Raw genomic sequence first — 21,476 nt, forward strand, 5'->3', positions numbered from 1 at the left:
ACCCTGAGCCTCCGACCGTAACACGACCGACGCGAGGATGCAGTCCACTCAGTCTTCCGGCACTTCGGTGTCCGAGGGCACGCTGAAGCCGAAGGTGTTGACGCCGTCCGCGCTGACGACGCTCACCTGCCCGCCGTGCATCGCGGCGACCGCCTTGACGATCGCCAGGCCCAGCCCGTGGCCGTGGTGCTCGCCCTGGCCGCGACGCGCCGCGTCGACGCGGTAGAAGCGGTCGAACAGCAGCGGCAGGTGCGTCGGGGCGATCGGGTCGCCGGGGTTCGACACCCGGATCCAGGTCGCCGCGCCTTCCTCCCGCAGCGAAACCGTCAGCACCGCGCCGGCCTCCGAATGCTCGATCGCGTTCTGCAGCAGGTTGGACATCGCGCGCCGGAACAGCGCGGTCTCGAGCCGCGCCTGCATCGCCATGTCGCCTTCGATGCGGACCTGCACGCCGGTGTCATCCAGCACGAACTCGAAGAACTCGATGGTCTTGCGCACCTCCTCGGCGATCGGCGTGCGCACGCGTCCGGTGGCCAGCTCGCCGCGATCGGCACGCGCGAGGAACAGCATGTCGTTGACGATGGAGCGCAGCCGCTCCAGGTCCTCGAGATTGGAGGCCAGCACGTCCTGCAGCTCGGGCGCGCTGCGCTGCCGCGACAGTGCGACCTGCGTGCCGCCGATCAGGTTGGCCAGCGGCGTGCGCAGCTCGTGCGCCACGTCGGCGTTGAAGGCCTCGAGCTGCGCATAGGCCTGCTCCAGCCGGGCCAGCGCGCCGTTGAAGGCCTCGGTCAGCGCCGACAGCTCGACCGGCAGCGCGGTCGTCTGCAGCCGCTGCGACAGCGTCTTGGGCCGCAGCGCCTGCGCCTCGTCGGACAGCCGCTCCAGCGGCCGCAGCCCGACCCGCGCGATCCAGTAGCCCGCCATCGCCACCACCAGCACGGCGCCCAGCCCGAGCGCGAGCAGCGCCGTCAGGAAGGTTTCGCGCGTGCGCGTGTACGGCTCGGAGTTGCGCCCGACGATGAGCCGCACGGTGGGCCGGTCGTCGAGCGGCGGAATGTGGGCCGACAGCGTGCGGTACGGCCGCTCCTGCCCGGGCAGCAGGATGTCGCTGCCGCGTCCGTCGGCCTCGCGCGTGAGGCCGTCGATCTCCGCCAGACCCTTGCCGTACTGGAAGCGCGGGTCGTCGCTGAGCACCCAGAAGCGCACGCTGCCGTCCTCGGGCGTGAGCGCGTCCATCCGTGCCCGGACACGCGCCCAGCGCTCGGGCGTGCCGATCGCCTGGATCCAGTAGCGAAGGCTCGCGAGCGTGGTGTTGAGCTCCTCGTACTGGTGGCGCTCCAGCTCGCGCGAGAGCACGCTCTGCAGTGCGGCGCCGATCAGCAGGAAGGCCGCCAGTGCGGTGCCCGCGAACATCAGCACTAGCCGCGCCGTGATCGAACGCCTCACGGCGGCGAGCCTTCCTCGTTGCGCACTTCCATCACGTAGCCCATGCCGCGGATCGTGTGCAGCAGCTTGGGCGACGACGCGGCGAAGGGCACGTCGATCTTGTCGCGCAGCCGCTTGATCGCGACCTCGACCACGTTGGTGTTGCTGTCGAAGTTCATGTCCCACACCAGCTCGGCGATCGCGGTCTTCGACAGGATCTCGCCCTGGCGCCGCGCCAGCACCGCGAGCAGCGCGAACTCCTTGGCCGTGAGGTCGATGCGCGTGCCACCGCCACCACTCCCACGGAAAGCCTTGCGCCCCAGCAGGTCGACCTGCAGGTCGGCGATGCGCAGCTGCATCGGCTCCTGCGTGCGGCCGCGCCGGTTCAGCGCGTGCAGGCGCGCCAGCAGTTCGAGAAAGGAGAACGGCTTGATCAGGTAGTCGTCGGCACCGTCGTGCAGGCCCTTGATGCGGTCTTCCACCCGGTCGCGGGCGGTGAGCATGATCACCGGCGTCTGCTTGACGGTGCGCAGCGAGCGCAGCACAGAGAAGCCGTCCAGGCCGGGCAGCATCGCGTCGAGCACGATCACGTCGTAATCGTGCTGCATCGCCAGGTGCTGGCCGTCCAGGCCGTCGTGCGCCATGTCGACCGCGCACCCCTGCTCCGTCAGCCCCTTGTGCAGGTAGTCGGCAGTCTTGATTTCGTCTTCGACGATCAGGATCTTCATGGCTGGTCTTGTCTCCGTCTGCGGGCCGTGCACCGCGCTTTCAGCGCTCATCCGTGCGATTCGAGCGGCGCGCCGGGCGGCGCACCCGGCGGTACGCCGGCCCGGGCGGCCTTGCGGGCGGCCCGCGCCTCCTTGCGGCTTTGATACCAATAGTGGGCACGGTCGAGATACAGGTAGACGACGGGCGTCGTGAACAGCGTGAGTGCCTGCGACAGTATCAGACCGCCGACCATCGCGTAACCCAGCGGCCGGCGCAGTTCCGAGCCCGAGCCATGGCCGAGCATCAGCGGCAGGCCGGACAGCAGCGCGCACATGGTCGTCATCATGATCGGGCGGAAGCGCAGCAGGCAGGCCTGGTAGATCGCCTCCTGCGGCGCCATGCCCTGCTCCCGCTCGGCCTTGAGCGCGAAGTCGATCATCATGATCCCGTTCTTCTTCACGATGCCGATCAGCAGGATGATGCCGATCAGCGCGATCACGCTCAGGTCGTAGCCGCCCGCCATCAGGATCAGCAGCGCACCCACGCCGGCCGACGGCAGCGTCGACAGGATCGTCAGCGGATGGATGTAGCTCTCATACAGCAGGCCGAGCACGATGTACACGGCGACCAGCGCCGCGGCGATCAGGTAGGGCTGCGACGACAGCGAGTCGCGGAAGGCCTGCGCCGTGCCCTGGAACGCACCCGAGAGCGACTGCGGCAGGCCCATGTCGGCCTGCGCCTTGTTGATGGCGTCGACCGCCTCGCCGAGCGCATGGCCTGGCGCGAGGTTGAACGAGATCGTCACCGCCGGAAACTGGCCCTGGTGGTTGATCGCGAGGTAGGCCGTCTTGCTGGTGTCGACCTTCACGAAGGTCGACAGCGGCACCTGCTGTGCCGTCAGCGGCGAAGTCAGGAAGAGCTTGCTGAAGAGCGCCGGGTCCTGCTGCAGCTCGGGCGTCACTTCCAGCACCACGTGGTAGCTGTTGAGCTGCGTGAAGTACTGCGCCACCTGGCGCTGGCCGATCGCGTCGTACAGCGTGGCGTCGATCGCCGAGGGACTGATGCCGAAGCTGGACGCCCGGTCGCGGTCGATCGTCAGCACGGCCGACGCGGCGGCGTTCTGCTGGTCGGACGCCAGGTCGGTCAGCTCGGGCAGTTGGCGGAAGCGCTGCAGCAGCTTGGGCGCCCAGGTGTTGAGCTCGTCCAGGTTCGCGTCGGTCACCGTGTACTGGTACTGCGTGCGCGACGACCGGCCACCCACGCGGATGTCCTGTCCGGCCTGCAGGAACAGGTTCACGCCCTGCACCTTGGCCAGCTGTGGCCGCAGCCGCGTGATGATCTCGTCGGCCGTGGCCGTGCGTCCTTCTTCCTTCGGCTTCAGGCTGATGAAGAAGTTGCCGGTGTTGTAGGTGGACGAACTGCCGTTCATGCCGAAGCCGGTCACGTCCGGGTCGCGCCGCACCACGTCGGCCAGCGCGATCATGCGGGCGTTCATGGACGCGAACGACGCGTCCTGGGCCGATTCGGCAAAGCCCGAGATGAAGCCGGTGTCCTGCTGCGGGAAGAAGCCCTTCGGGATGATCACGAACAGGAAGCCGGTGGCCGCGACCGTGAGGATGAAGGCGCACAGCGTGAGGAACTGGTGCTTGAACACCGTGTCCAGCCCGCGCTTGTAGCCGCCCAGCATCGCATCGAATCCGCGCTCGAACAGCAGGTAGAGCCGGCCATGCTTGCGCGCGTGCTCGTTCTTCAGGAAGCGCGAGCACAGCATCGGCGTGAGCGTGAGCGAGATCACCACCGACACCGCGATGGTCAGCGTGACCGTGACCGCGAACTCGCGGAACAGCCGGCCCACGATGCCGCCCATCAGCAGCAGCGGAATGAACACCGCCACCAGCGACACCGAGATCGAGATGATCGTGAAGCCGATCTCGCCGGCGCCCTTGTAGGCCGCCTCCATCGGCGACATGCCCTCCTCGACGTAGCGGTAGATGTTCTCCAGCATCACGATGGCATCGTCCACCACGAAGCCGACCGCGATGGTCAGCGCCATCAGCGACAGGTTGTCCAGGCTGTAGCCGAGCAGGTACATCACGCCGACGGTGCCCAGCAGTGCGAGCGGCACGGTAACGCTCGGGATCAGCGTGGCCGGCACGTTGCGCAGGAACACGAAGATCACCGCCACCACCAGCACGATCGTCAGCAGCAGCGTGAACTCCACGTCCGTCACCGACGCACGGATGGTCTGCGTGCGGTCGATGATCGGGTTGACCTCGACGGTCGGCGGAATCGACGCCTTGAGGCGCGGCAGTGCGGCGTTGATGCGGTCGACCGTCTCGATCACGTTGGCGCCCGGCTGCTTGGTGATGGCCAGCACGATCGAACGGCCGTTCTGCACCGTGCTGCCTTCGGGCGCCGCGGCACCCGCGTAGGCCCAGCCGGCGATCTTCGCGTTCTCGGGTCCGTCGACCGCCACGCCCAGGTCGCGCACGCGGATCGGCGCGCCGTTGCGGTAGGCCAGCACCACGTCGTTCCACGGGCCCGACTTCAGCAACTGGTCGTTCGTGTAGACCGTGAAGCTCTGGTTCGGACCGTCGATCGTGCCCTTCGGCTGGTTGACCGTGGCCGTGGTCAGCACGGTGCGCACGTCTTCCAGGCTCAGGCCGAGCGCGGCCAGCTTGGCCGGGTCGAGCTGGATGCGCACGGCGGGCTTCTGCACGCCGCCGATGTTGACCAGGCCCACGCCGGAGATCTGCGAGATCTGCTGCGCGAGGATGTTGTCGGCGTAGTCGTTGACTTCGGTCAGCGGCAGCGTCTTCGACTGAACCGCGAGGATCAGGATCGGCGAGTCGGCCGGGTTCACCTTGCGGAAGGTCGGCGGGTTCGGCAGGTTGGCCGGCAGCTGGCCGGTGGACGCGTTGATGGCGGCCTGCACGTCGAGCGCCGCGGCGTCGATGCTGCGGTCGAGGTCGAACTGCAGCGTGATCTGCGTCGAACCGAGCCCGCTGGTCGAGGTCATCTGCGACAGGCCGGCGATCAGCGAGAACTGGCGCTCCAGCGGCTGCGCCACGTTCGAGGCCATGGTCTCCGGACTCGCACCCGGCAGGGTCGACGACACCTGGATGGTCGGAAAGTCGACCTGCGGCAATGGCGCGACCGGCAGCAGCGGGAACACCGCCGCGCCGATAAGCAGCAGCGCGATCGCCAGCAGCGTGGTGCCGATCGGGCGCTTGATGAAGGCGGCGGAAATGCTCAATTGCTGCTCCCGCCGGCCGGCTTGGCCGCTGCCGCACCGTTCTTGGCCGGCTCGACGACGGTGGAGCCGGCGCGCAGCTTGTACTGGCCGTCGAGCACCACGCGCTGGCCGTCGGCCAGGCCCTTGTCGATCACCGCCGTTCCGTCGGCGATCTGCACCACGTGCACCGGCGTGCTGGCCGCGGTGCCGTCGTCCGCGACGGTCCACACGTAGGTGCTCTCCTGGCCGCGCTGCACCGCGGCGGCGGGCACCGTCAACGCGTCATGCCGCAGCCCCAGCTGCAGCCGCACGTTGACGAACTGGCCCGGCCACAGCGCATGCGTCGGGTTGGCGAAGCTGCCCTTGAGCTGGACGCTGCCGGTGGTGGTGTCGATCTGGTTGTTCAGCAGGATCAGCTTGCCGTTGCCGAGCAGCTCGGTGCCGCTGCGGTCGTAGGCCACCACGCCCAGCGGCTGGTCGCTCTGCTGCTGGGCGCGGCGGATGTCCTGCACCACTTCTTCGGGCAGCGTGAACTGCACCGCGATCGGGTCGACCTGGTTGATGACGACCAGGCCGCCGGTGTCGGTCGCATGCACGATGTTGCCGGGGTCGACCAGCCGCGCGCCGGCGCGGCCGTTGATCGGCGACACGATGCGGGTGAAGCTCAGCTGCACCTGCGCGTACTGCACCGCGGCGTTGTCGGTCTGCACGGCGGCATCGAGCTGGGCGACCAGTGCCTTCTGCGTGTCGACCTGCTGCTGGGTGGCGGCGTCCTGCCCGATCAGCGTGGTGTAGCGCTGCAGGTCGGCGCGCGCATTGGCGAGCTGCGCCTGGTCCTTGGCGCGCGTGGCCTGGGCCTGTGCGAGCTGCGCCTGCAGCGTGCGCGGGTCGAGCTGCGCGATCAGCTGGCCGGCCTTCACGTCCTGCCCTTCGACGAAGCCGACCTTGTCGAGCTGGCCGTCGATGCGCGCCTTGACGGTGACGGTGGCCATCGAGGTCGCGGTGCCGATGCCGGCGCGGTAGACCTGGACGTCCTGCCGCTTGACGCGGACGGTCGTCACCTGGACGGGCGGCGCCTTGGCGGCGGCCTCCGGCTTGGCCGCGTAGGCGCGGTGGTTCACCGACCAGGCGGCGGCGCCAGCCACGACGAGCAGCGCGGCAGCCGCGACCCCGATCGAACGGCGTTGGAAAGGAAGAGGGTGGGTGGTCATGGGCGTCAATTTCCGGAACGGGCTGGCAGGCCGGCCACGGCCTGCGGAGATGTGGCAGCCGCGAGGCTGGGATCGCTGTCGGCGGTGCGCCAGCCGCCACCGGTGGCCGCGATGAGCGCCACGCTGGCGACCAGCCGGCGGCCGAGCAGTTGCGCGGCGCTGCGCTGGGCCGTGAGGGACAGCGCCTGCGCCGTGACGACGTTGACGTAGCTCGTGGTGCCGGCGCGGTACTGGCTGGTGGCGAGCCGCTCGGAGAGCTGGGCGGACTCGACCGCCTTGGCCTGCAGCGCCGATTCGTGTTCGAGCACGCGCAGCGTGGCCAGGTCGTCCTCGACCTGCTGGAAGCCGGCGAGCACGGTCTGCTTGTAGAGCGCCACGGCCGCGTCGTAGGTGGCGATGGCCTGGTCGCTGTGCGCGCGGCGCAGGCCACCGTCGAACACGGTCTGCGCCAGCGCAGAACCCAGCGAGAACACGCGGCTCGGCGTGTCGAACAGCGCGCCCAGCGACGCGGCGTTGAACCCGCCGCTCGCACTCAGCACGAGCTGCGGATAGAAGGCGGCCTGCGCCACGCCGATCTGCGCGTTGGCGGCGCCCATGCGGCGCTCGGCCGCAGCGATGTCGGGGCGGCGCTCCAGCAGGGTGGAGGGCAGGCCCGGCGGGATCACCGGTACCGACAGCTGCCCGGCATCGGCCGTGTCGACCGGGGCCAGCGTGAAATTCGAAGGATGCTGCCCGGTCAGCACGGCGATCGCGTGTTCCAGCAGGCTGCGCTGCTGATCGAGGTCGACCGCCTGTGCCTGCGCCGTCGCGAGCTGGCTTTCGGCCAGAGCCACGTCGGAGCGCAGCACGATGCCGGCCGCGTACTGGTGCCGCGTGAGCGCCAGCGACTTGCCGTAGGCGTCGATCGTGGCGGCGTAGAGCTTGCGCTGCAGATCGATGACGCGCACCTGCAGGTAGTCCTGCACCAGCGTCGACTGGATGCTCAGCCGTGCGCCCGCCAGGTCGGCCGCGCTCGCCTGCACGCTGGCGTCGCCGGCCTCGACGGCGCGTCGCACCGCGCCCCAGACGTCCGGCTCCCAGCTCGCGGAAAGACCGAGGCTGTAGGCGTCGCCGAGCCGGACCGTGCCGCTGGTGTCGGTCTTGGCGCGTGTCGCGCCGGCGTTGAGGCCGACGGTCGGCGCGAAGCCGGCACGGGCCGCGTCGCCGAGCGCGCGCGCTTCGCGGTAGACCGCCTCGGCCTGCCGGATGTTCTGGTTGGCCTGGTTCGCCTGCGCCACCAGCGCACTGAGCGTCAGGTCGCCGTACAGGCCCCACCAGGGATGCGCGGCGTCGATGACCTGCGGGTCGGCGGGTTTCCAGCCCTGGTCTTCCTTGTAGGCCGTGGGCACGTCGACGCGCGGACGCACGTAGTCGGGGCCGACGGCGCAACCGGCGAGCAGCATGGCCGCCACGGCGGCGACTGCAAGCAGGGCCGGCCTGCCGGAGAGGTACGGCGAAGGCGGCGACTGCGGAGAGAGCGAAGAGTGCGGCCGCGCGCGTGCATCGAAGAGGTCCATGGTGAGGGCACTCTAGGCACCCTCCCCCGACCTCACGCTGTCGACTTCATGACAGTTCTGTCAGTTTCGCGCCGCCGAGCGGCCACAACCGCCACGGCACTTGTCAGATCGCCACCAGTTGGCGCACGCCGTTGGCTTCCATGTCCTTGCCCAGGCCGCGCGCGATGACTTCGCCGCGCTCCATCACCAGGTAGTCGTCGGCCAGTTCCTGTGCGAAGTCGTAGTACTGCTCGCACAGCACGATGGCCATGTCGCCGCGGTCGGCCAGCATGCGGATCACGCGGCCGATGTCCTTGATGATCGACGGCTGGATGCCTTCGGTCGGCTCGTCGAGGATCAGCAGCTTGGGCTTGGGCGCCAGTGCCCGTGCGATCGCCAACTGCTGCTGCTGGCCGCCGGACAGGTCGCCGCCACGGCGATGCAACATCTGCTTGAGCACCGGGAACAGCTCGTACAGCTCGGCCGGCACCGGCGTGCTGCCGCTCTTGTAGGCCAGGCCCATGCGCAGGTTCTCCTCCACCGTGAGCCGCGCGAAGATCTCGCGGCCTTGCGGCACGAAGCCCATGCCAGAACGCGCGCGCTCGTAAGGCGTCTTCTTCTGGATCGCCTGGCCGTCGAATTCGATGCTGCCGCTCTTGATCGGCACCAGGCCCATCAGCGACTTCAGCAGCGTGGTCTTGCCAACGCCATTGCGGCCGAGCAGCACCGTGACCTTGCCCAGCGTGGCGGTGAAGCTCACGTCGCGCAGGATGTGGGAGCCGCCGTAGTACTGGTGAATGTTCTTGACTGTGAGCATGTGGATCTCCTCCATCATTTGTTGAGTGCGCATCGGTTTTTCTGGGAACGCCGCCCGGCAGGCGATGCGGGCCAGTCCAGCCCACTGCGCCGGCCGCTTCGCGGCTTCCCTGCGGTGCTCGCGCCATCGGCTGCGTCGCAGAACTCGCTGCGTTCACTTCGTTCACTGCGCTCAAACAGCTGCGACGAGTCAGTTGTTGAAGCGCGCTGCGCGCGCAGCCGATGGCGCTGCGCTCCTCGGCGACGCAGAGGGCTGGACTGGCCCGCATCACCTGCCGGGCTCTGTGGTGACGCGAGCGCGGCGCCTCCTCGAAACAGATGCACAACGATCGCGTCCACGTCGGCGGGCGGTATGCCTTCGGGCGGCTGTTGAGGCTCCGGCGAGCACCGCAGCGGCAGGCGGATCAGGGCCGCGCATGTTTGAGCGAAGCGAGTTTGCGCGGACCCCGCCTGACGCGAGGAGCAGCAGCGAAGTCCGAAGGACCGGAGACGTCTGCCGCCCGAAGGCATACCGCCCGTCGACGCCCCACGCAAGGCCCCGCGAACCGCCTCACGCACAGCCACAAGCGGAGGCTCACCGCCCAAGGTACACCTCGATCACCCGCTCATCCGCCTGCACTTCATCCAGCGTGCCCTGCGCCAGCACCGAGCCGTCGCACAGCACGGTGACGATCTCCGAGATCGTGCGGATGAAGCTCATGTCGTGCTCCACCACCATCAGCGAATGCTTGCCCTTGAGCGTGAGGAACAGCTCCGCCGTGCGCGCCGTTTCCTCATCGGTCATGCCGGCCACGGGTTCGTCGAGCAGCAGCAGCTTCGGGTCCTGCATCAGCAGCATGCCGATCTCGAGCCATTGCTTCTGGCCATGGCTCAGGTTGCCCGCCATGCGCGACACGCTGTCGGCCAGGTGGATGGTCTCGAGGATCTCGGCCAGCCGGTCGCTCTGCGTCGAATCGAGCTTGAACAGCATCGAGTGCTTCACGCCCTTGTTGGTCTTCAGCGCGAGCTCGAGGTTCTCGAACACCGTGAGCTGCTCGAACACCGTCGGCTTCTGGAACTTGCGGCCGATGCCCAGCTGCGCGATTTCGGCTTCCTTGTGGCGCAGCAGGTCGATCGTGCTGCCGAAGAACACCGTGCCCTCGTTGGGCCGCGTCTTGCCGGTGATGATGTCCATCATCGTGGTCTTGCCCGCACCGTTCGGGCCGATGATGCAGCGCAGCTCGCCGGGCGCGATGTCCAGGCTCAGCTTGTTGATGGCCTTGAAGCCATCGAAGCTCACGCTCACGTCTTCCAGGTACAGGATGCGGCCGTGCGTCACGTCGACGTCGCCCGCCACGTAGGGCCGGCCGGAACTGGCGTTGCGGCCACCCGACTCGGTGTTGCCGGTGAGCGGGATGCCGTGGGCCTTGGCCGAGCGCTCGGCGCCGGCTTCCATCAGATCGGGCGTCATGCGCGGACTCCTTCGGCCTTGGCCACGACCAGCGGTGCGAGCGATGCGGGCTCCATGCCCTCGGACGCGGCGAGCGCGCGCTGCGCCTCGAGCCGGCCATCGCTGGCGGCCGGCTTGTCCTTGGCGCGCCACTTGCGCACCAGGCCCACCACGCCGTTCGGCAGGAACAGGGTGACGCCGATGAACAGCGCGCCCAGGAAGTACAACCAGTACTCGGGATAGGCCACGGTGAGCCAGCTCTTCGCGCCGTTCACGATGAAGGCACCGATGATCGGTCCGATCAGCGTGGCCCGACCCCCGACCGCGGCCCAGACCGCGATCTCGATCGAGTTGGCCGCGCTCATCTCGCCCGGATTGATGATGCCGACCTGCGGCACGTAGAGCGCGCCCGCCACGCCGCACATGATCGCGGAGATGACCCAGATCGTGAGCTTGTACGGCAGCGGGTTGTAGCCCGAGAACATCACGCGCGACTCCGCGTCGCGGATGGCCTGCAGCACACGGCCGAACTTGCTGCCGATCAGCCACTTGCTGAACAGGAAAAAGCCCAGCAGCGTGAGGCCGGTGAGCGCGAACAGCGTCATGCGCATCTCCTGCGTGGCGATCGGTATGTTCAGGATGCGCTTGAAGTCGGTGAAGCCGTTGTTGCCGCCGAAGCCGGTCTCGTTGCGGAAGAACAGCAGCATCGCGGCGAAGGTCATGGCCTGCGTGATGATCGAGAAGTACACGCCCTTGATGCGCGAGCGGAAGGCGAAGAAGCCGAACACAAAGGCGATGATGCCGGGCACCGCGACGATCATGACCAGCGTCATCACGAAGCTGCCGCTGAAGGTCCAGTGCCAGGGCAGCTCCTTCCAGTCCAGGAACACCATGAAGTCGGGCAGGTCGCTCTTGTAGTTGCCGTCGCGGCCGATCTGGCGCATGAGGTACATGCCCATCATGTAGCCGCCGAGCGCGAAGAACATGCCGTGGCCGAGCGACAGGATGCCGGTGTAGCCCCAGATCAGGTCCATTGCCAGCGCACAGATGGCGTAGCACATGATCTTGCCGACCAGCGCCACCGCGTAGTCGCTCATGTAGAACATGCTCTCGCGCGGCACCAGCAGGTTGAGCGCCGGTGCCAGCGCGCACACCACGATCAGCGCGACGAAGAAGGTGGTCCAGCCCTTGCCGCTCAGCAGCGGCGCCTTGGAAGGTAACGTGACTTTGCTCATGCTTCTGCGCTCCGGCCTTTCATCGCAAAGATGCCTTGCGGGCGCTTCTGGATAAAGATGATGATGAAGACCAGCACCGCGATCTTCGCGAGCACCGCGCCGGCCCAGCCTTCGATGAACTTGTTCAGGATGCCCAGGCCCATGGCCGCGTACACCGTGCCGGCGAGCTGACCGACGCCGCCCATCACCACCACCATGAACGAGTCGACGATGTAGCTCTGGCCGAGGTCGGGGCCGACGTTGCCGATCTGGCTCAGCGCACAGCCGGCCAGGCCGGCGATGCCCGAGCCGAGTGCGAAGGCGTAGGTGTCGATGCGTGCCGTGTTCACGCCCATGCAGGATGCGATCGGCCGGTTCTGCGTGACGCCGCGCACGAACAGGCCGAGGCGCGTGCGGCCGATCAGCCAGCCCATCGCCAGCAGCACCAGCACGGCGAAGACGATGATGCCGATGCGGTTCCACGGCAGCGTGACGTTGCTCAGCATCGTGAAGCCGCCGCTCATCCAGCCGGGGTTCTCGACGCCCACGTTCTGCGCGCCGAACAGCGTGCGCACCAGCTGCTGCAGCATCAGGCTGATGCCCCAGGTGGCGAGCAGCGTCTCGAGCGGACGGCCGTAGAGGAACCGGATCACACCGCGTTCCAGGATCGCGCCGACCACGGCGGACGCGATGAAGGACACGGGAATGGCAGCGACCAGGTACCACCCGAAGGCGGCCTCGGGCAGGTACTTCTGGAACAGCGTCTGCATGACGTAGGTCGCGTAGGCGCCGATCATCATCAGCTCGCCGTGCGCCATGTTGATCACGCCCATCAGGCCGTAGGTGATCGCCAGGCCGAGCGCGGCCAGCAGCAGCACCGAGCCCAGGCTGATGCCGCTGAACACCGCGTTGATGCGGTCGCCCCAGACCAGCGCACCGTCGATGCCGACGATCGAGGCCTTGATGGCGGCCTTGACGCTCGCGTCGGTCTCGTCCGCCAGGCGCTGGTTCAGCAGCAGCTTGGTGTCGGGGCTCTTCGCCTCGCCGAGCGCGGTGGCGGCGGCGGCTCGCTTGGCCGGATCGCTGCTGTTGAGCATCGAGGCCGCGCGCACCAGCGTCAGCTGTGCCTTGATGGCCGGATTGGTCTCGGCGGCGAGCGCCTTCTCGACGGCAGGCAGGCGCGATTCGTTGGGCTCCTTCAGCAGGCCCTGGGCCGCCTCGGCGCGCACCTTGTCGTCCTTGCTGGTGAGCTTCAGCACGGCCTGCGCGGCGTCGAACGCGCCGCGCATCAGGTTGTTGTTGACGACGTCTTCGGCCGTCTCGGGCACGGGCATCTCGGCGCCGGTGACCGGGTCGTAGCCCTTGTCGTCCTTCATGACGAAGACCTTGTCTTCGGTGAACTTGACCGCGTCATCGGCCATCGCCTGGATGAACGCCGCGGTCTTGTCGTCTGCGGTGAGCACCGCCTTGTCGAGTGCCGCGATGCGGGCCTCGGTGTCGCCCGACGCGATGGCCTTGGCCTCGTCGGTGGTCAGCGCATGGGCGGACAAGGTCGCGAAAAGCGCGAGCGCCGCCGCGCAAGGAAGAAGAAAGCGGGTTGATTTATGCACGGCGTCTCTCGATACGTGAACACCGCGGAACCGGCTTTGCCGGGCCGCTGGTGTTGCCCCCGGTAGGGGGTTGGAGGAGGCGACACGAAGTGCGCCGCATCCTGGGGGTGAGCCCAATTACATCGACTTGCCGGCTGGGTAATCAGGCTTCTTGTCGTTGCCTTCGATGTACGGGCTCCACGGCTTCGCCTTGACCGGGCCCGGCGTCTTCCAGACCACGTTGAACTGGCCGTCGGCCTTGATTTCGCCGATGAACACCGACTTGTGCAGGTGATGGTTCTTCTCGTCCATCTTCGAGACGATGCCCGACGGTGCGTTGAAGGTCTGGCCGGCCATGGCGGCGATCACCTTGTCGGTGTCGGTCGACTTGGCCTTCTCGACGGCCTGCTTCCACATGTGGATGCCGATCCAGGTCGCTTCCATCGGGTCGTTGGTCAGGGGCTTGTCCATGTGGCCGGGGATCTTGTTGGCCTTGGCGTATTCGCTCCACTGCTTGATGAAGGCGGTGTTGGTCGGGTTCTTGATCGACATGAAGTAGTTCCATGCGGCCAGGTGGCCCACCAGCGGCTTGGTGTCCACGCCGCGCAGTTCTTCTTCACCCACCGAGAAGGCGACGACCGGCACGTCCTTGGCCTTCAGGCCGGCGTTGCCCAGTTCCTTGTAGAAGGGCACGTTGGAGTCGCCGTTGATGGTCGACACCACGGCGGTCTTGCCACCGGCCGAGAACTTCTTGATGTCGGCAACGATGGTCTGGTAGTCGCTGTGGCCGAACGGGGTGTACTTCTCGTCGATGTCGGTGTCCTTCACGCCCTTGCTCTTCAGGTAGGCGCGCAGGATCTTGTTGGTGGTACGCGGGTACACATAGTCGGTGCCCAGCAGGACCCAGCGCTTGGCGGCGCCGCCTTCCTTGCTCATCAGGTAGTCGACGGCCGGGATGGCTTGCTGGTTGGGCGCTGCGCCCGTGTAGAACACGTTCTTCGACAGTTCTTCGCCTTCGTACTGGACGGGATAGAACAGCAGGCCGTTCATTTCTTCCACGACCGGCAGCACCGACTTGCGCGACACCGAGGTCCAGCAGCCGAAGATCACCGAGACCTTGTCCTGACCCAGCAGCTGCTTGGTCTTCTCGGCGAACAGGGGCCAGTTGGAGGCCGGGTCGACGATCACGGGCTCGAGCTTCTTGCCCATCACGCCGCCCTTCTTGTTGATGTCCTCGATGGCCATCAGGACCGTGTCCTTCAACACGGTTTCGGAGATGGCCATCGTGCCCGACAGCGAATGGAGCACACCGACCTTGATGGTGTCGGCGGCGAAGGCGGGCGCTGCGCCCAGCGTGGCGAGCGCGACGCTGGCGGTCAGCGCCTTGAGGGTGGTACGACGTTGCATGTGACTCTTCTCCTGGGTGTTTAAGAACCGCTCGCCGGCCTGTTTGCCGACGATGGAGAGAGTGTCCGGACTACAACGCGGCCGACCAATACGCCGGGTGGCGTATGGGGCCGCCGCGCGTCATTCGAGGTCGAGCTTCGACTTCTTCGCCAGGTCCTTCCACTTGCGGGTGTCGGCTTCGACGAAGTCCTGCGCGTCCTTCGCGCTGCCCTTGCCCGCGACCGAACCGCTGGCGACGAGCGCAGGCTTCATGTCGGCCGATGCACCGATCTCGTTGAGCCATCCGTTCAGCCGCGCCGCATGATCCGCCGACAGCCCCTTGGGCGCGCCGACCACGTACCACTGCGAGGCGTCGTAGCCCTTGAGCCCTGCCTCCTGCATCGTCGGCACGTCGGGCAGGCTTTCGATGCGGTAGGTCGTCGTCACGGCATAGGCCTTGAGCTTGCCGGACTTGATGTGCGACAGGACGGGCGTCACGCCCAGCACGGCCAGCGGCACCTGGCCGCCGACCACGTCGATCACGGCCTGGCCGCCGCCCTTGTACGGGATGTGCGTCATCGCGGTGCCGGCCGTCACGTTGAACAGCTCCCCCGCGAGATGCTGCGAGGTGCCGGTGCCCGAGCTGGCGTAGCTCCACGCCTTCGGGTCCTTGTGCATCGCCTTGACCAGCTCCGCCACGTTCGCTGGCGGATTCGCGAGGCCGCTGACCAGCACCATCGGGCCTTGCGCGAGCGTCGCGACGGCCACCAGATCCTTGCCGAGCTCGGGCGGCTGCGCGGCATGCAGGATCGGTCCGGGCACGGTGATCAGCGTGTAGCCGTCCGGTGCCGCCTTGGCTGCGGCCTGCAGCGCCAGCGTGCCCGATGCGCCGGGCCGGTTGTCGACGACGACCGGCTGGCCGGTCTTCTCGGCCAGCTTGCGCGCCGCGATGCGCGTGAGCACGTCCACCGTGCCGCCGGGCGGAAAGCCGACCAGCCAGGTGATCGGCTTGGCGTTCGGCCACGCGGCCGGATCGCCGGCAGCCTGGCTTGCCATCGGCAGCAGCAGACAGGCCGCGGCGAGTGCGACAGCCGACAGCGCAAGGCGGCGGCGGGACGAGGGAATGAAGGGCATGGGAACTCCAGAAAAACGGGATGAAGGGTGGCCGCGGCGATGGCGTGCGCCGTGGCGTCGAACGGTGGCGGGCTCGCTCAGTCGGGCTTGCCCGGCGGCGTGTTGGGCGACAGCTGGCAGCTCTTGTTGAAGGCCTGCACCATGCGCAGCACCGGGCCGAGCACCCAGGTGTTGAACACCAGCACATCGGTCTCTTCCTTCGGGTCGCGCGTCAGGTTGAACAGGTAGGGCGACTCCAGCTTGCCCTTGCCTTCGTTGACCTCGGGCTCCCAGTAGAAGTGCAGCTTCCAGTCGCGCCACTTCACGGCCCGCAGGTCGTTCTTGATGTAGAAAAGAAAGCCCTCGCGCGCCGACTTCTCCTGGTCGCCGAACAGGAAGGGCCGCTGGTCGATGCCGTCGATCGGCCGGTCTTGGGGCAACGGCGCGCCGGCGACGCTCGCCAGCGTGGTGAACAAATCGGTCACGTGCACCAGTTCGTTGCTCACGCGTCCGGGCGCGATCCGTCCCGGCCAGCGCGCGATGAAGGGCACGCGCAGGCTGCCTTCCATCGCCGTGTGGTAGGTGCCGCGCCAGGGGCCCGCCGTGCCGCGGTACGGTGCGCGGAATTCCGGTCCGTTGTCGCTGCAGAAGATGAACAGCGTGTCGTAGGCGAGGCCGAGCCGGCCGATCTCGTCGACGACCTGGCCGACGCGGTGGTCCATCTCGACCATCGAGTCGGCGAAGTCGCCGGCGCCAGTACGGCCCGCGAAGTCGCGGTGCGGCAGGGTCGGAAAGTGCAGGTGCACCAGCGGCAGGTACAGGAAGAAGGGCTTCGCCGCGGCATGGTTGCGCTGGATGAAGGCGGTCGACATCGCCACCAGGTCTTCATCGATCTGGCGGCGGCTCTCCAGGTCGTACACCTTGACGGTTTCCGACGGCTCGCCACGCCGGCCTCGCATGATGTGCGGGATGTCAGCCACGCTCGGATCGAAGCCGATGGTCGAGGTGAACTGGCTTTCGTCGGTGGTGCGTGGGATGCCGTACCACTCGTCGAAACCGCGGTCGGACGGGTAACGCCCCTCGACGTCCCCGAGATGCCATTTGCCGAAGTGCGCGGTCGCATAGCCCTGCGCCGAGAGCAGCTCGGCCAGCGTGACCTCCCAGCGCGTCAGCCCTTGCGGCAGGCCGGGCGGCACCGACTGCAGGCAGCCGGTGCGGATCGGATGGCGTCCGGTCATGAGCGCGGAACGGGTCGGCACGCAGTCGCTCTCGACGTTGAAGTTCTGCAGCAGCAGGCCCTGGGCGGCCAGCGCGTCGATGCGCGGGGTCGGCGCGCCGCGCAGCGCGCCACCGCCGTAGCAGCCCAGCTCGCCCCAGCCGAGGTTGTCGGCCACGATGAGCACGATGTTGGGTGGATTCATGGATGTCTGGCCTTGATGAACGTTGGATCACGTCAATCTAGCCAGATAGATGCCAAACTCAATTCCGATCGAGGCAGTATTCAATAACCAATTGGAATGAAAGAACCGTCATCCCCGCAACCGGGATGACGGCGATGGCGGCGGCGAACGGTGCGACAGCAACAGATCGCGAAACGCGGTCATCAAGGGCGACCAGTTGGCCTGCGGGCGTGTCAGCAGCACCAGCGTGCGCCGCAGTTCGAGCAGCGGCAGCGGCAACGCGTTCACGCGGCCCAGCCATCCACGCAGCACCGATGCGGGAACCAGGCCCAGCAGGTCGGTGCCGGCCAGCAGGCCCATGACGGCTTCGGACGTGTAGTCGGCTTCGAGCGTGACGCGAGGCGCCGCAGCGCCGGCGCGTTCGAAGATCTGCGTCGCAAGGCGCCGGGCCGCACCTTGTCGGCTCGGCATCACCCAGCCGAAGTCCGCCACCTCCTCGAGCGCGAGCGTCGTGCGGCGCGCCAGCGGATGTTCGGCGCGCGCGGCCACCCGCACGATGTCTTCGCTGAGCTCGATCTGGCTGCAACTGAAGGAGATGCCGGGGTACGAGGGCACCACGGCCACGTCGAGCTCGCCCTTGTCGACGGCCTCGTTGAGCGCGTCCGACCGGCCGATGACCATCGCCAGGCGCAGTCCGGGCCGGCGCCGCACCATGTCCGACAGCACCTGCACGACCGGACTGTCGCCCGCCGAATTCGTCACACCGACCCGCAGCAGGCCGGCGTGCTGCGCCCGGAGCTCGGCGGCGGAGCGCACCATTTCCGCATGCTGCGCGTCGAACCGCCGGGCGCTCTCGAGGAAGAGCTGGCCGTCGCTCGTGAGCCGCGCGCCATGGGCGCCACGCTCGAACAGCGGAACGCCCACCGCGTCCTCCAGCCGGCGAATCGCCTTGGAGACGGCCGGCTGCGTGACGCCAGCCGCCTGGGCGGCACGGCCCACGTGGGCGTGCCGTGCAACCTCAAGGAAATAGGCGATGTCGTTCGGCGAGAAGCTCATTCCATGAAGTTATCACGATGCGTCGAAACTTCTCATGACGAAGGCCCAGACCATGCGCGATGCATCCGGGCCCGCCGCGTCGCTCCAGGCCTGGCTGGCCGTGCCTCCGCTCCAGGCATGGCCGAGGCCTTCGATTTCGCAGAGCGTCACCGCCAGCCGGCCGTCGGACCTTCGGTAGTCGATCACGCGTGCCGGGTAGCGCTTGCCGCGCTGAAGGCGCCGTTCCTCGCCTGGCCGCGCACCCATGGCCGTGGCCCAGACGGCCGCGGTTGCGCGCGCATTGCCGGGGGTGACGACGGCATCGGTCTCGCCATGCAGCACGAGCAGCGGCGGCAGCGTGGCGCCCGTCGCCGCCGCGCTCAGCGCCTTGCCGACCGCGGTCGCCGAGATCGACGGCGTGCGCCGCCCACGCATCGCGGCCAGCGCGGTTGCCGTCGACTGCGCGGCACCGGGCGCGACCCCCGAATGCATCGCGACGGCGCGAAAGCGCGATGCGAAGTGCGTGGCCATCAATGCCGCCATGCCGGCTCCGGCCGACAGGCCCGCCACCGCCACCCGCTCGCGGTCCAGCGGATACAGCAGGCAGACCTGATCGACGGCCGCCATCAGCGTCGCCGCTTCGGCGCGCGCCTTGCCCGAACGCGTCTCGAACCAGTTCCAGCAGCCGTGCGAATTGGCGAGCAGGTCCTGCTCCGGATAGAGCACGAAGAAACCCTCGCGTGCCGCGATGCGGTTCATGCGGGTGCTGGCGGCGAAATCGCGTCCGGTCTGGCCGCAGCCGTGCAGCATCACGATCAGCGGCAACCGCTGTCCCGCCGCGAGTTGCAGCCCGGGTGGACGGTACAGGTGGTAGCGGCGCGCACCGGCCGGGCCGACCGCCACGCCGGTGAGCCAGTCGCCCGCGCCGGGCGGCGGCTTGTCGCGCGCCACCGCGGCCTGCGTGATCCGCGTCGCCAGGCGCTGGCCGCCGCCGAACGCGGCCTTGGTCAGCGCACGCATGTTGCGCGCATAGGCACGCGTGAACATGGAGGCAGCGGAGCTTCGGGGCATGGTGGGCAACTGGTTGCCGATGCACCTTAGCAGCTTCCATCCGTCGGTGGCGACTACTTGCTGCCAGGCGTGATGGAGCCCCCTTGCGGGCTCGCTCAGTAGATCTCGGGGACGATCATGTCGCCCGGCACCGGCTGGCGCAGGTAGTCGGGGTTGCGCACGCGCGCGGGCAGCGCCACCGGCGGGTGTTCGACCTCGTGGTAGGGCAACTGGCCCAGCAGGTGCGCGATGCAATTGAGGCGCGCCTTCTTCTTGTCGACCGCCTGCACGATCCACCAGGGCGCCTCGGGAATGTGGGTGCGCTCCAGCATCGTCTCCTTGGCCTTGGTGTATTCCTCCCAGCGGCGACGGCTTTCGAGGTCCATCGGGCTCAGCTTCCACTGCTTGAGCGGGTCGTGGATGCGGCCGAGGAAGCGCATGTGCTGCTCGTCGTCGGTGATCGAGAACCAGTACTTGATGAGCGTGATGCCCGAGCGCACCAGCATCTTTTCGAACTCGGGCACGGTGCGGAAGAATTCCTCGTACTCCTCGTCGGTGCAGAAGCCCATCACCTTCTCGACGCCCGCGCGGTTGTACCAGCTGCGGTCGAACAGCACCATCTCGCCAGCGGCGGGCAGGTGCGCGACGTAGCGCTGGAAGTACCACTGCGTGCGCTCGCGATCGTTCGGTGCCGGCAGTGCGGCGACGCGGGCCACGCGCGGGTTCAGGCGCTGGGTGATGCGCTTGATCACGCCGCCCTTGCCCGCCGCATCTCGGCCTTCGAACAGGATCACGACCTTCTGCTTGCTGTGCTGCACCCAGTCCTGCAGCTTGACCAGCTCTCCCTGCAGGCGGAACAGTTCGCGGAAATAGGCGGCGCGGGCGGCCTTGTCGATGCCGGCGGGGGCGCCGTCCTCGTCGACGTTGCGGTCTTCGATCTCCAGCTCCAGTTCCTCGTCGTAGCTGTCGACCAGATCGCGCGCAATGCGCCGCATGAGATCGTCGTGATCGGGGGTGGTGTTCTGCAGCATGGCTCGGCGCTCGGAAAGTCGGGGTGGGCACGATGCTCGCCCGCGTGCGTGACCGCCACATGACAACCGGATGACGCCGAGCCACTTTTGTCACGGGTTTGTCATGCCGCGCGGCGACCATGGGCGGTTCCAGCCAGATCCATTCCCCCAGGCCTTTCCACGCTCACCCACGCGCGATGAACACGCACCCGTCATCGGCATCGGCCGGCGCCGCAAGCCTTCAACCCTCCTACGGCGGCGACGAGTCCGGGCTGATCTGCGGCTATGTGTTCGATCCGCACCAGGACGGCTGCGCATCGGCCCTCGATTCCGCCACCGCCGTCAACTGGCTGCTGGACCGCGACACGCTGGCGCCCGACGTCTTCCTGTGGCTGCACTTCAACCTGAGCCATGCGCAGGCCGAACGCTGGCTGGTGCGCCATGCCGGCCTGCCCGACGCCTTCTTCGACGCGCTGAAGGACGGTTCGCATTCCACCCGCATCGAACGCGACGACGAACATCTGATCGCGGTCGTGAACGACGTGCACTTCGACTTCGGCTTCGAGCCGTCCGACATCGCCACGCTGTGGATCAGCGTCGGACCGCGGCTCGTGGTCACCGCGCGTGCGCAACCGCTGCGTTCCGTCGACGACCTGCGCACCGCCGTGCGCCGTGGCGAATCGCCGCGCTCCACCGTTGCCCTGCTCGAACAGCTGATGCGCACCCAGGCCGACGGGCTGGTCAGCATCGTCCGCGGCGTGACCACGCGGATCGACACGATCGAGGATGAATTGCTCGCCGGCCGGCTCGACCACAAGCGCGCGCGGCTCGGCGTGCTGCGGCGCCTGCTGGTGCGGCTGCAGCGGCTGCTGGCGCCGGAACCGGCCGCGCTGTTCCGTCTGCTGCAGCATCCGCCGTCGTGGATGGCGCCCGGCGACGTGCAGGAGCTGCGCGACTCGACCGAGGAGTTCTCGGTGGTGCTGCGCGACATGCAGGGGCTGCAGGAACGCATCAAGCTGCTGCAGGAGGAAATTGCGGCCACCGTCAACGAAGACAACAACCGCAGCCTGTTCGTGCTGACGGTCGTCACGGTGCTCGCGCTGCCGATCAACATCCTCGCCGGCCTGTTCGGCATGAACGTGGGCGGCATCCCGCTGGCCGAAGACCACCACGGCTTCTGGATCGTGGTGTCGCTGGTGCTGGGGTTCACGGCGATCGCCGGCTGGGCCGCGTTCGGTCGGAAAAAGGACCGATAAGGCGCTCGCCCGGCACCGATGGCGCCCGCGTCCGGCCCGGGCCAGATGCCCAGGTGACTGCAGC

At 68.0% G+C, this 21,476-nt stretch carries 16 protein-coding genes; 1 reads left to right on the forward strand and 15 read right to left on the reverse strand.

What is annotated here, in order from left to right:
• Window positions 1–48 precede the first annotated feature (48 nt).
• The 15 genes from AC07PZ_RS21175 to ppk2 all read right to left on the reverse strand — a co-directional run bounded on the left by AC07PZ_RS21175 (window position 49) and on the right by ppk2 (window position 20,177).
• The gene (locus AC07PZ_RS21175; RefSeq protein WP_495297114.1) at window positions 49–1,446 is read right to left on the reverse strand and encodes a heavy metal sensor histidine kinase; all 1,398 of its coding nucleotides are present in this window, start codon (window positions 1,444–1,446) and stop codon (window positions 49–51) included.
• Window positions 1,443–2,153: a heavy metal response regulator transcription factor gene (locus AC07PZ_RS21180; protein ID WP_495297115.1), complete on the reverse strand. Its 711-nt coding sequence runs from the start codon at window positions 2,151–2,153 to the stop codon at window positions 1,443–1,445. Before AC07PZ_RS21180 ends, AC07PZ_RS21175 begins: the two co-directional genes overlap by 4 nt.
• 47 nt (window positions 2,154–2,200) lie before the next feature.
• Window positions 2,201–5,389, reverse strand: a complete 3,189-nt coding sequence (locus tag AC07PZ_RS21185; RefSeq protein WP_495297116.1) for an efflux RND transporter permease subunit — start codon at window positions 5,387–5,389, stop codon at window positions 2,201–2,203.
• A complete protein-coding gene (locus AC07PZ_RS21190; protein WP_495297117.1) occupies window positions 5,386–6,579 on the reverse strand; it encodes an efflux RND transporter periplasmic adaptor subunit in 1,194 nt (397 codons plus the stop codon). The genes AC07PZ_RS21185 and AC07PZ_RS21190 overlap by 4 nt, the downstream gene beginning before the upstream one ends.
• Before the next feature lie 5 nt (window positions 6,580–6,584).
• Complete coding sequence (locus AC07PZ_RS21195; RefSeq protein ID WP_495297118.1) at window positions 6,585–8,135, reverse strand: efflux transporter outer membrane subunit; 1,551 nt, start codon at window positions 8,133–8,135, stop codon at window positions 6,585–6,587.
• Window positions 8,136–8,238: 103 nt separating this feature from the next.
• A complete protein-coding gene (gene urtE / locus AC07PZ_RS21200; protein WP_495297119.1) occupies window positions 8,239–8,931 on the reverse strand; it encodes an urea ABC transporter ATP-binding subunit UrtE in 693 nt (230 codons plus the stop codon).
• 573 nt (window positions 8,932–9,504) lie between these two features.
• Window positions 9,505–10,380: an urea ABC transporter ATP-binding protein UrtD gene (gene urtD, locus AC07PZ_RS21205; RefSeq protein WP_495297120.1), complete on the reverse strand. Its 876-nt coding sequence runs from the start codon at window positions 10,378–10,380 to the stop codon at window positions 9,505–9,507.
• On the reverse strand, window positions 10,377–11,594 hold the full coding sequence (gene urtC / locus AC07PZ_RS21210) for an urea ABC transporter permease subunit UrtC (protein WP_495297121.1): 1,218 nt from the start codon (window positions 11,592–11,594) through the stop codon (window positions 10,377–10,379). The genes urtD and urtC overlap by 4 nt, the downstream gene beginning before the upstream one ends.
• Window positions 11,591–13,123 carry an urea ABC transporter permease subunit UrtB gene (urtB, locus tag AC07PZ_RS21215; protein ID WP_495297376.1) on the reverse strand — a complete coding sequence of 511 codons (1,533 nt, stop codon included), beginning with the start codon at window positions 13,121–13,123 and terminating at the stop codon, window positions 11,591–11,593. The genes urtC and urtB overlap by 4 nt, the downstream gene beginning before the upstream one ends.
• A gap of 177 nt (window positions 13,124–13,300) precedes the next feature.
• On the reverse strand, window positions 13,301–14,569 hold the full coding sequence (gene urtA / locus AC07PZ_RS21220) for an urea ABC transporter substrate-binding protein (RefSeq protein ID WP_495297122.1): 1,269 nt from the start codon (window positions 14,567–14,569) through the stop codon (window positions 13,301–13,303).
• A 120-nt stretch (window positions 14,570–14,689) separates the two neighbouring features.
• Entirely contained in the window at window positions 14,690–15,682 is a 993-nt protein-coding gene (locus AC07PZ_RS21225) for a Bug family tripartite tricarboxylate transporter substrate binding protein (RefSeq protein ID WP_495297123.1), read from the reverse strand.
• A gap of 77 nt (window positions 15,683–15,759) precedes the next feature.
• The gene (locus tag AC07PZ_RS21230) at window positions 15,760–17,082 is read right to left on the reverse strand and encodes an arylsulfatase (RefSeq protein WP_495297124.1); all 1,323 of its coding nucleotides are present in this window, start codon (window positions 17,080–17,082) and stop codon (window positions 15,760–15,762) included.
• Window positions 17,083–17,190: 108 nt separating this feature from the next.
• Window positions 17,191–18,117 (reverse strand): LysR family transcriptional regulator, encoded by a 927-nt coding sequence (locus tag AC07PZ_RS21235; RefSeq protein ID WP_495297125.1) that lies wholly within the window; start codon window positions 18,115–18,117, stop codon window positions 17,191–17,193.
• 12 nt (window positions 18,118–18,129) lie between these two features.
• The gene (locus AC07PZ_RS21240; RefSeq protein WP_495297126.1) at window positions 18,130–19,167 is read right to left on the reverse strand and encodes an extracellular catalytic domain type 1 short-chain-length polyhydroxyalkanoate depolymerase; all 1,038 of its coding nucleotides are present in this window, start codon (window positions 19,165–19,167) and stop codon (window positions 18,130–18,132) included.
• A gap of 95 nt (window positions 19,168–19,262) precedes the next feature.
• Complete coding sequence (gene ppk2 / locus AC07PZ_RS21245) at window positions 19,263–20,177, reverse strand: polyphosphate kinase 2 (protein ID WP_495297127.1); 915 nt, start codon at window positions 20,175–20,177, stop codon at window positions 19,263–19,265.
• Window positions 20,178–20,353: 176 nt separating this feature from the next.
• Between ppk2 and AC07PZ_RS21250 the strand changes: the two genes are divergently transcribed.
• On the forward strand, window positions 20,354–21,412 hold the full coding sequence (locus AC07PZ_RS21250; protein WP_495297128.1) for a transporter: 1,059 nt from the start codon (window positions 20,354–20,356) through the stop codon (window positions 21,410–21,412).
• Window positions 21,413–21,476 lie beyond the last annotated feature (64 nt).

It is taken from the genome of Variovorax sp. GW821-FHT10B04, from assembly GCF_059415645.1.

Coding starts and splice junctions, on each gene's coding strand:
- AC07PZ_RS21180 (WP_495297115.1), bottom strand. CDS start 2,153: ATGAAGATCCTGATCGTCGAAGACGAAATCAAGACTGCCGACTACCTG.
- AC07PZ_RS21190 (WP_495297117.1), bottom strand. CDS start 6,579: ATGACCACCCACCCTCTTCCTTTCCAACGCCGTTCGATCGGGGTCGCG.
- AC07PZ_RS21195 (WP_495297118.1), bottom strand. CDS start 8,135: ATGGACCTCTTCGATGCACGCGCGCGGCCGCACTCTTCGCTCTCTCCG.
- urtE (WP_495297119.1), bottom strand. CDS start 8,931: ATGCTCACAGTCAAGAACATTCACCAGTACTACGGCGGCTCCCACATC.
- urtD (WP_495297120.1), bottom strand. CDS start 10,380: ATGACGCCCGATCTGATGGAAGCCGGCGCCGAGCGCTCGGCCAAGGCC.
- urtC (WP_495297121.1), bottom strand. CDS start 11,594: ATGAGCAAAGTCACGTTACCTTCCAAGGCGCCGCTGCTGAGCGGCAAG.
- urtA (WP_495297122.1), bottom strand. CDS start 14,569: ATGCAACGTCGTACCACCCTCAAGGCGCTGACCGCCAGCGTCGCGCTC.
- AC07PZ_RS21225 (WP_495297123.1), bottom strand. CDS start 15,682: ATGCCCTTCATTCCCTCGTCCCGCCGCCGCCTTGCGCTGTCGGCTGTC.
- AC07PZ_RS21230 (WP_495297124.1), bottom strand. CDS start 17,082: ATGAATCCACCCAACATCGTGCTCATCGTGGCCGACAACCTCGGCTGG.
- AC07PZ_RS21235 (WP_495297125.1), bottom strand. CDS start 18,117: ATGAGCTTCTCGCCGAACGACATCGCCTATTTCCTTGAGGTTGCACGG.
- AC07PZ_RS21240 (WP_495297126.1), bottom strand. CDS start 19,167: ATGCCCCGAAGCTCCGCTGCCTCCATGTTCACGCGTGCCTATGCGCGC.
- ppk2 (WP_495297127.1), bottom strand. CDS start 20,177: ATGCTGCAGAACACCACCCCCGATCACGACGATCTCATGCGGCGCATT.
- AC07PZ_RS21250 (WP_495297128.1), top strand. CDS start 20,354: ATGAACACGCACCCGTCATCGGCATCGGCCGGCGCCGCAAGCCTTCAA.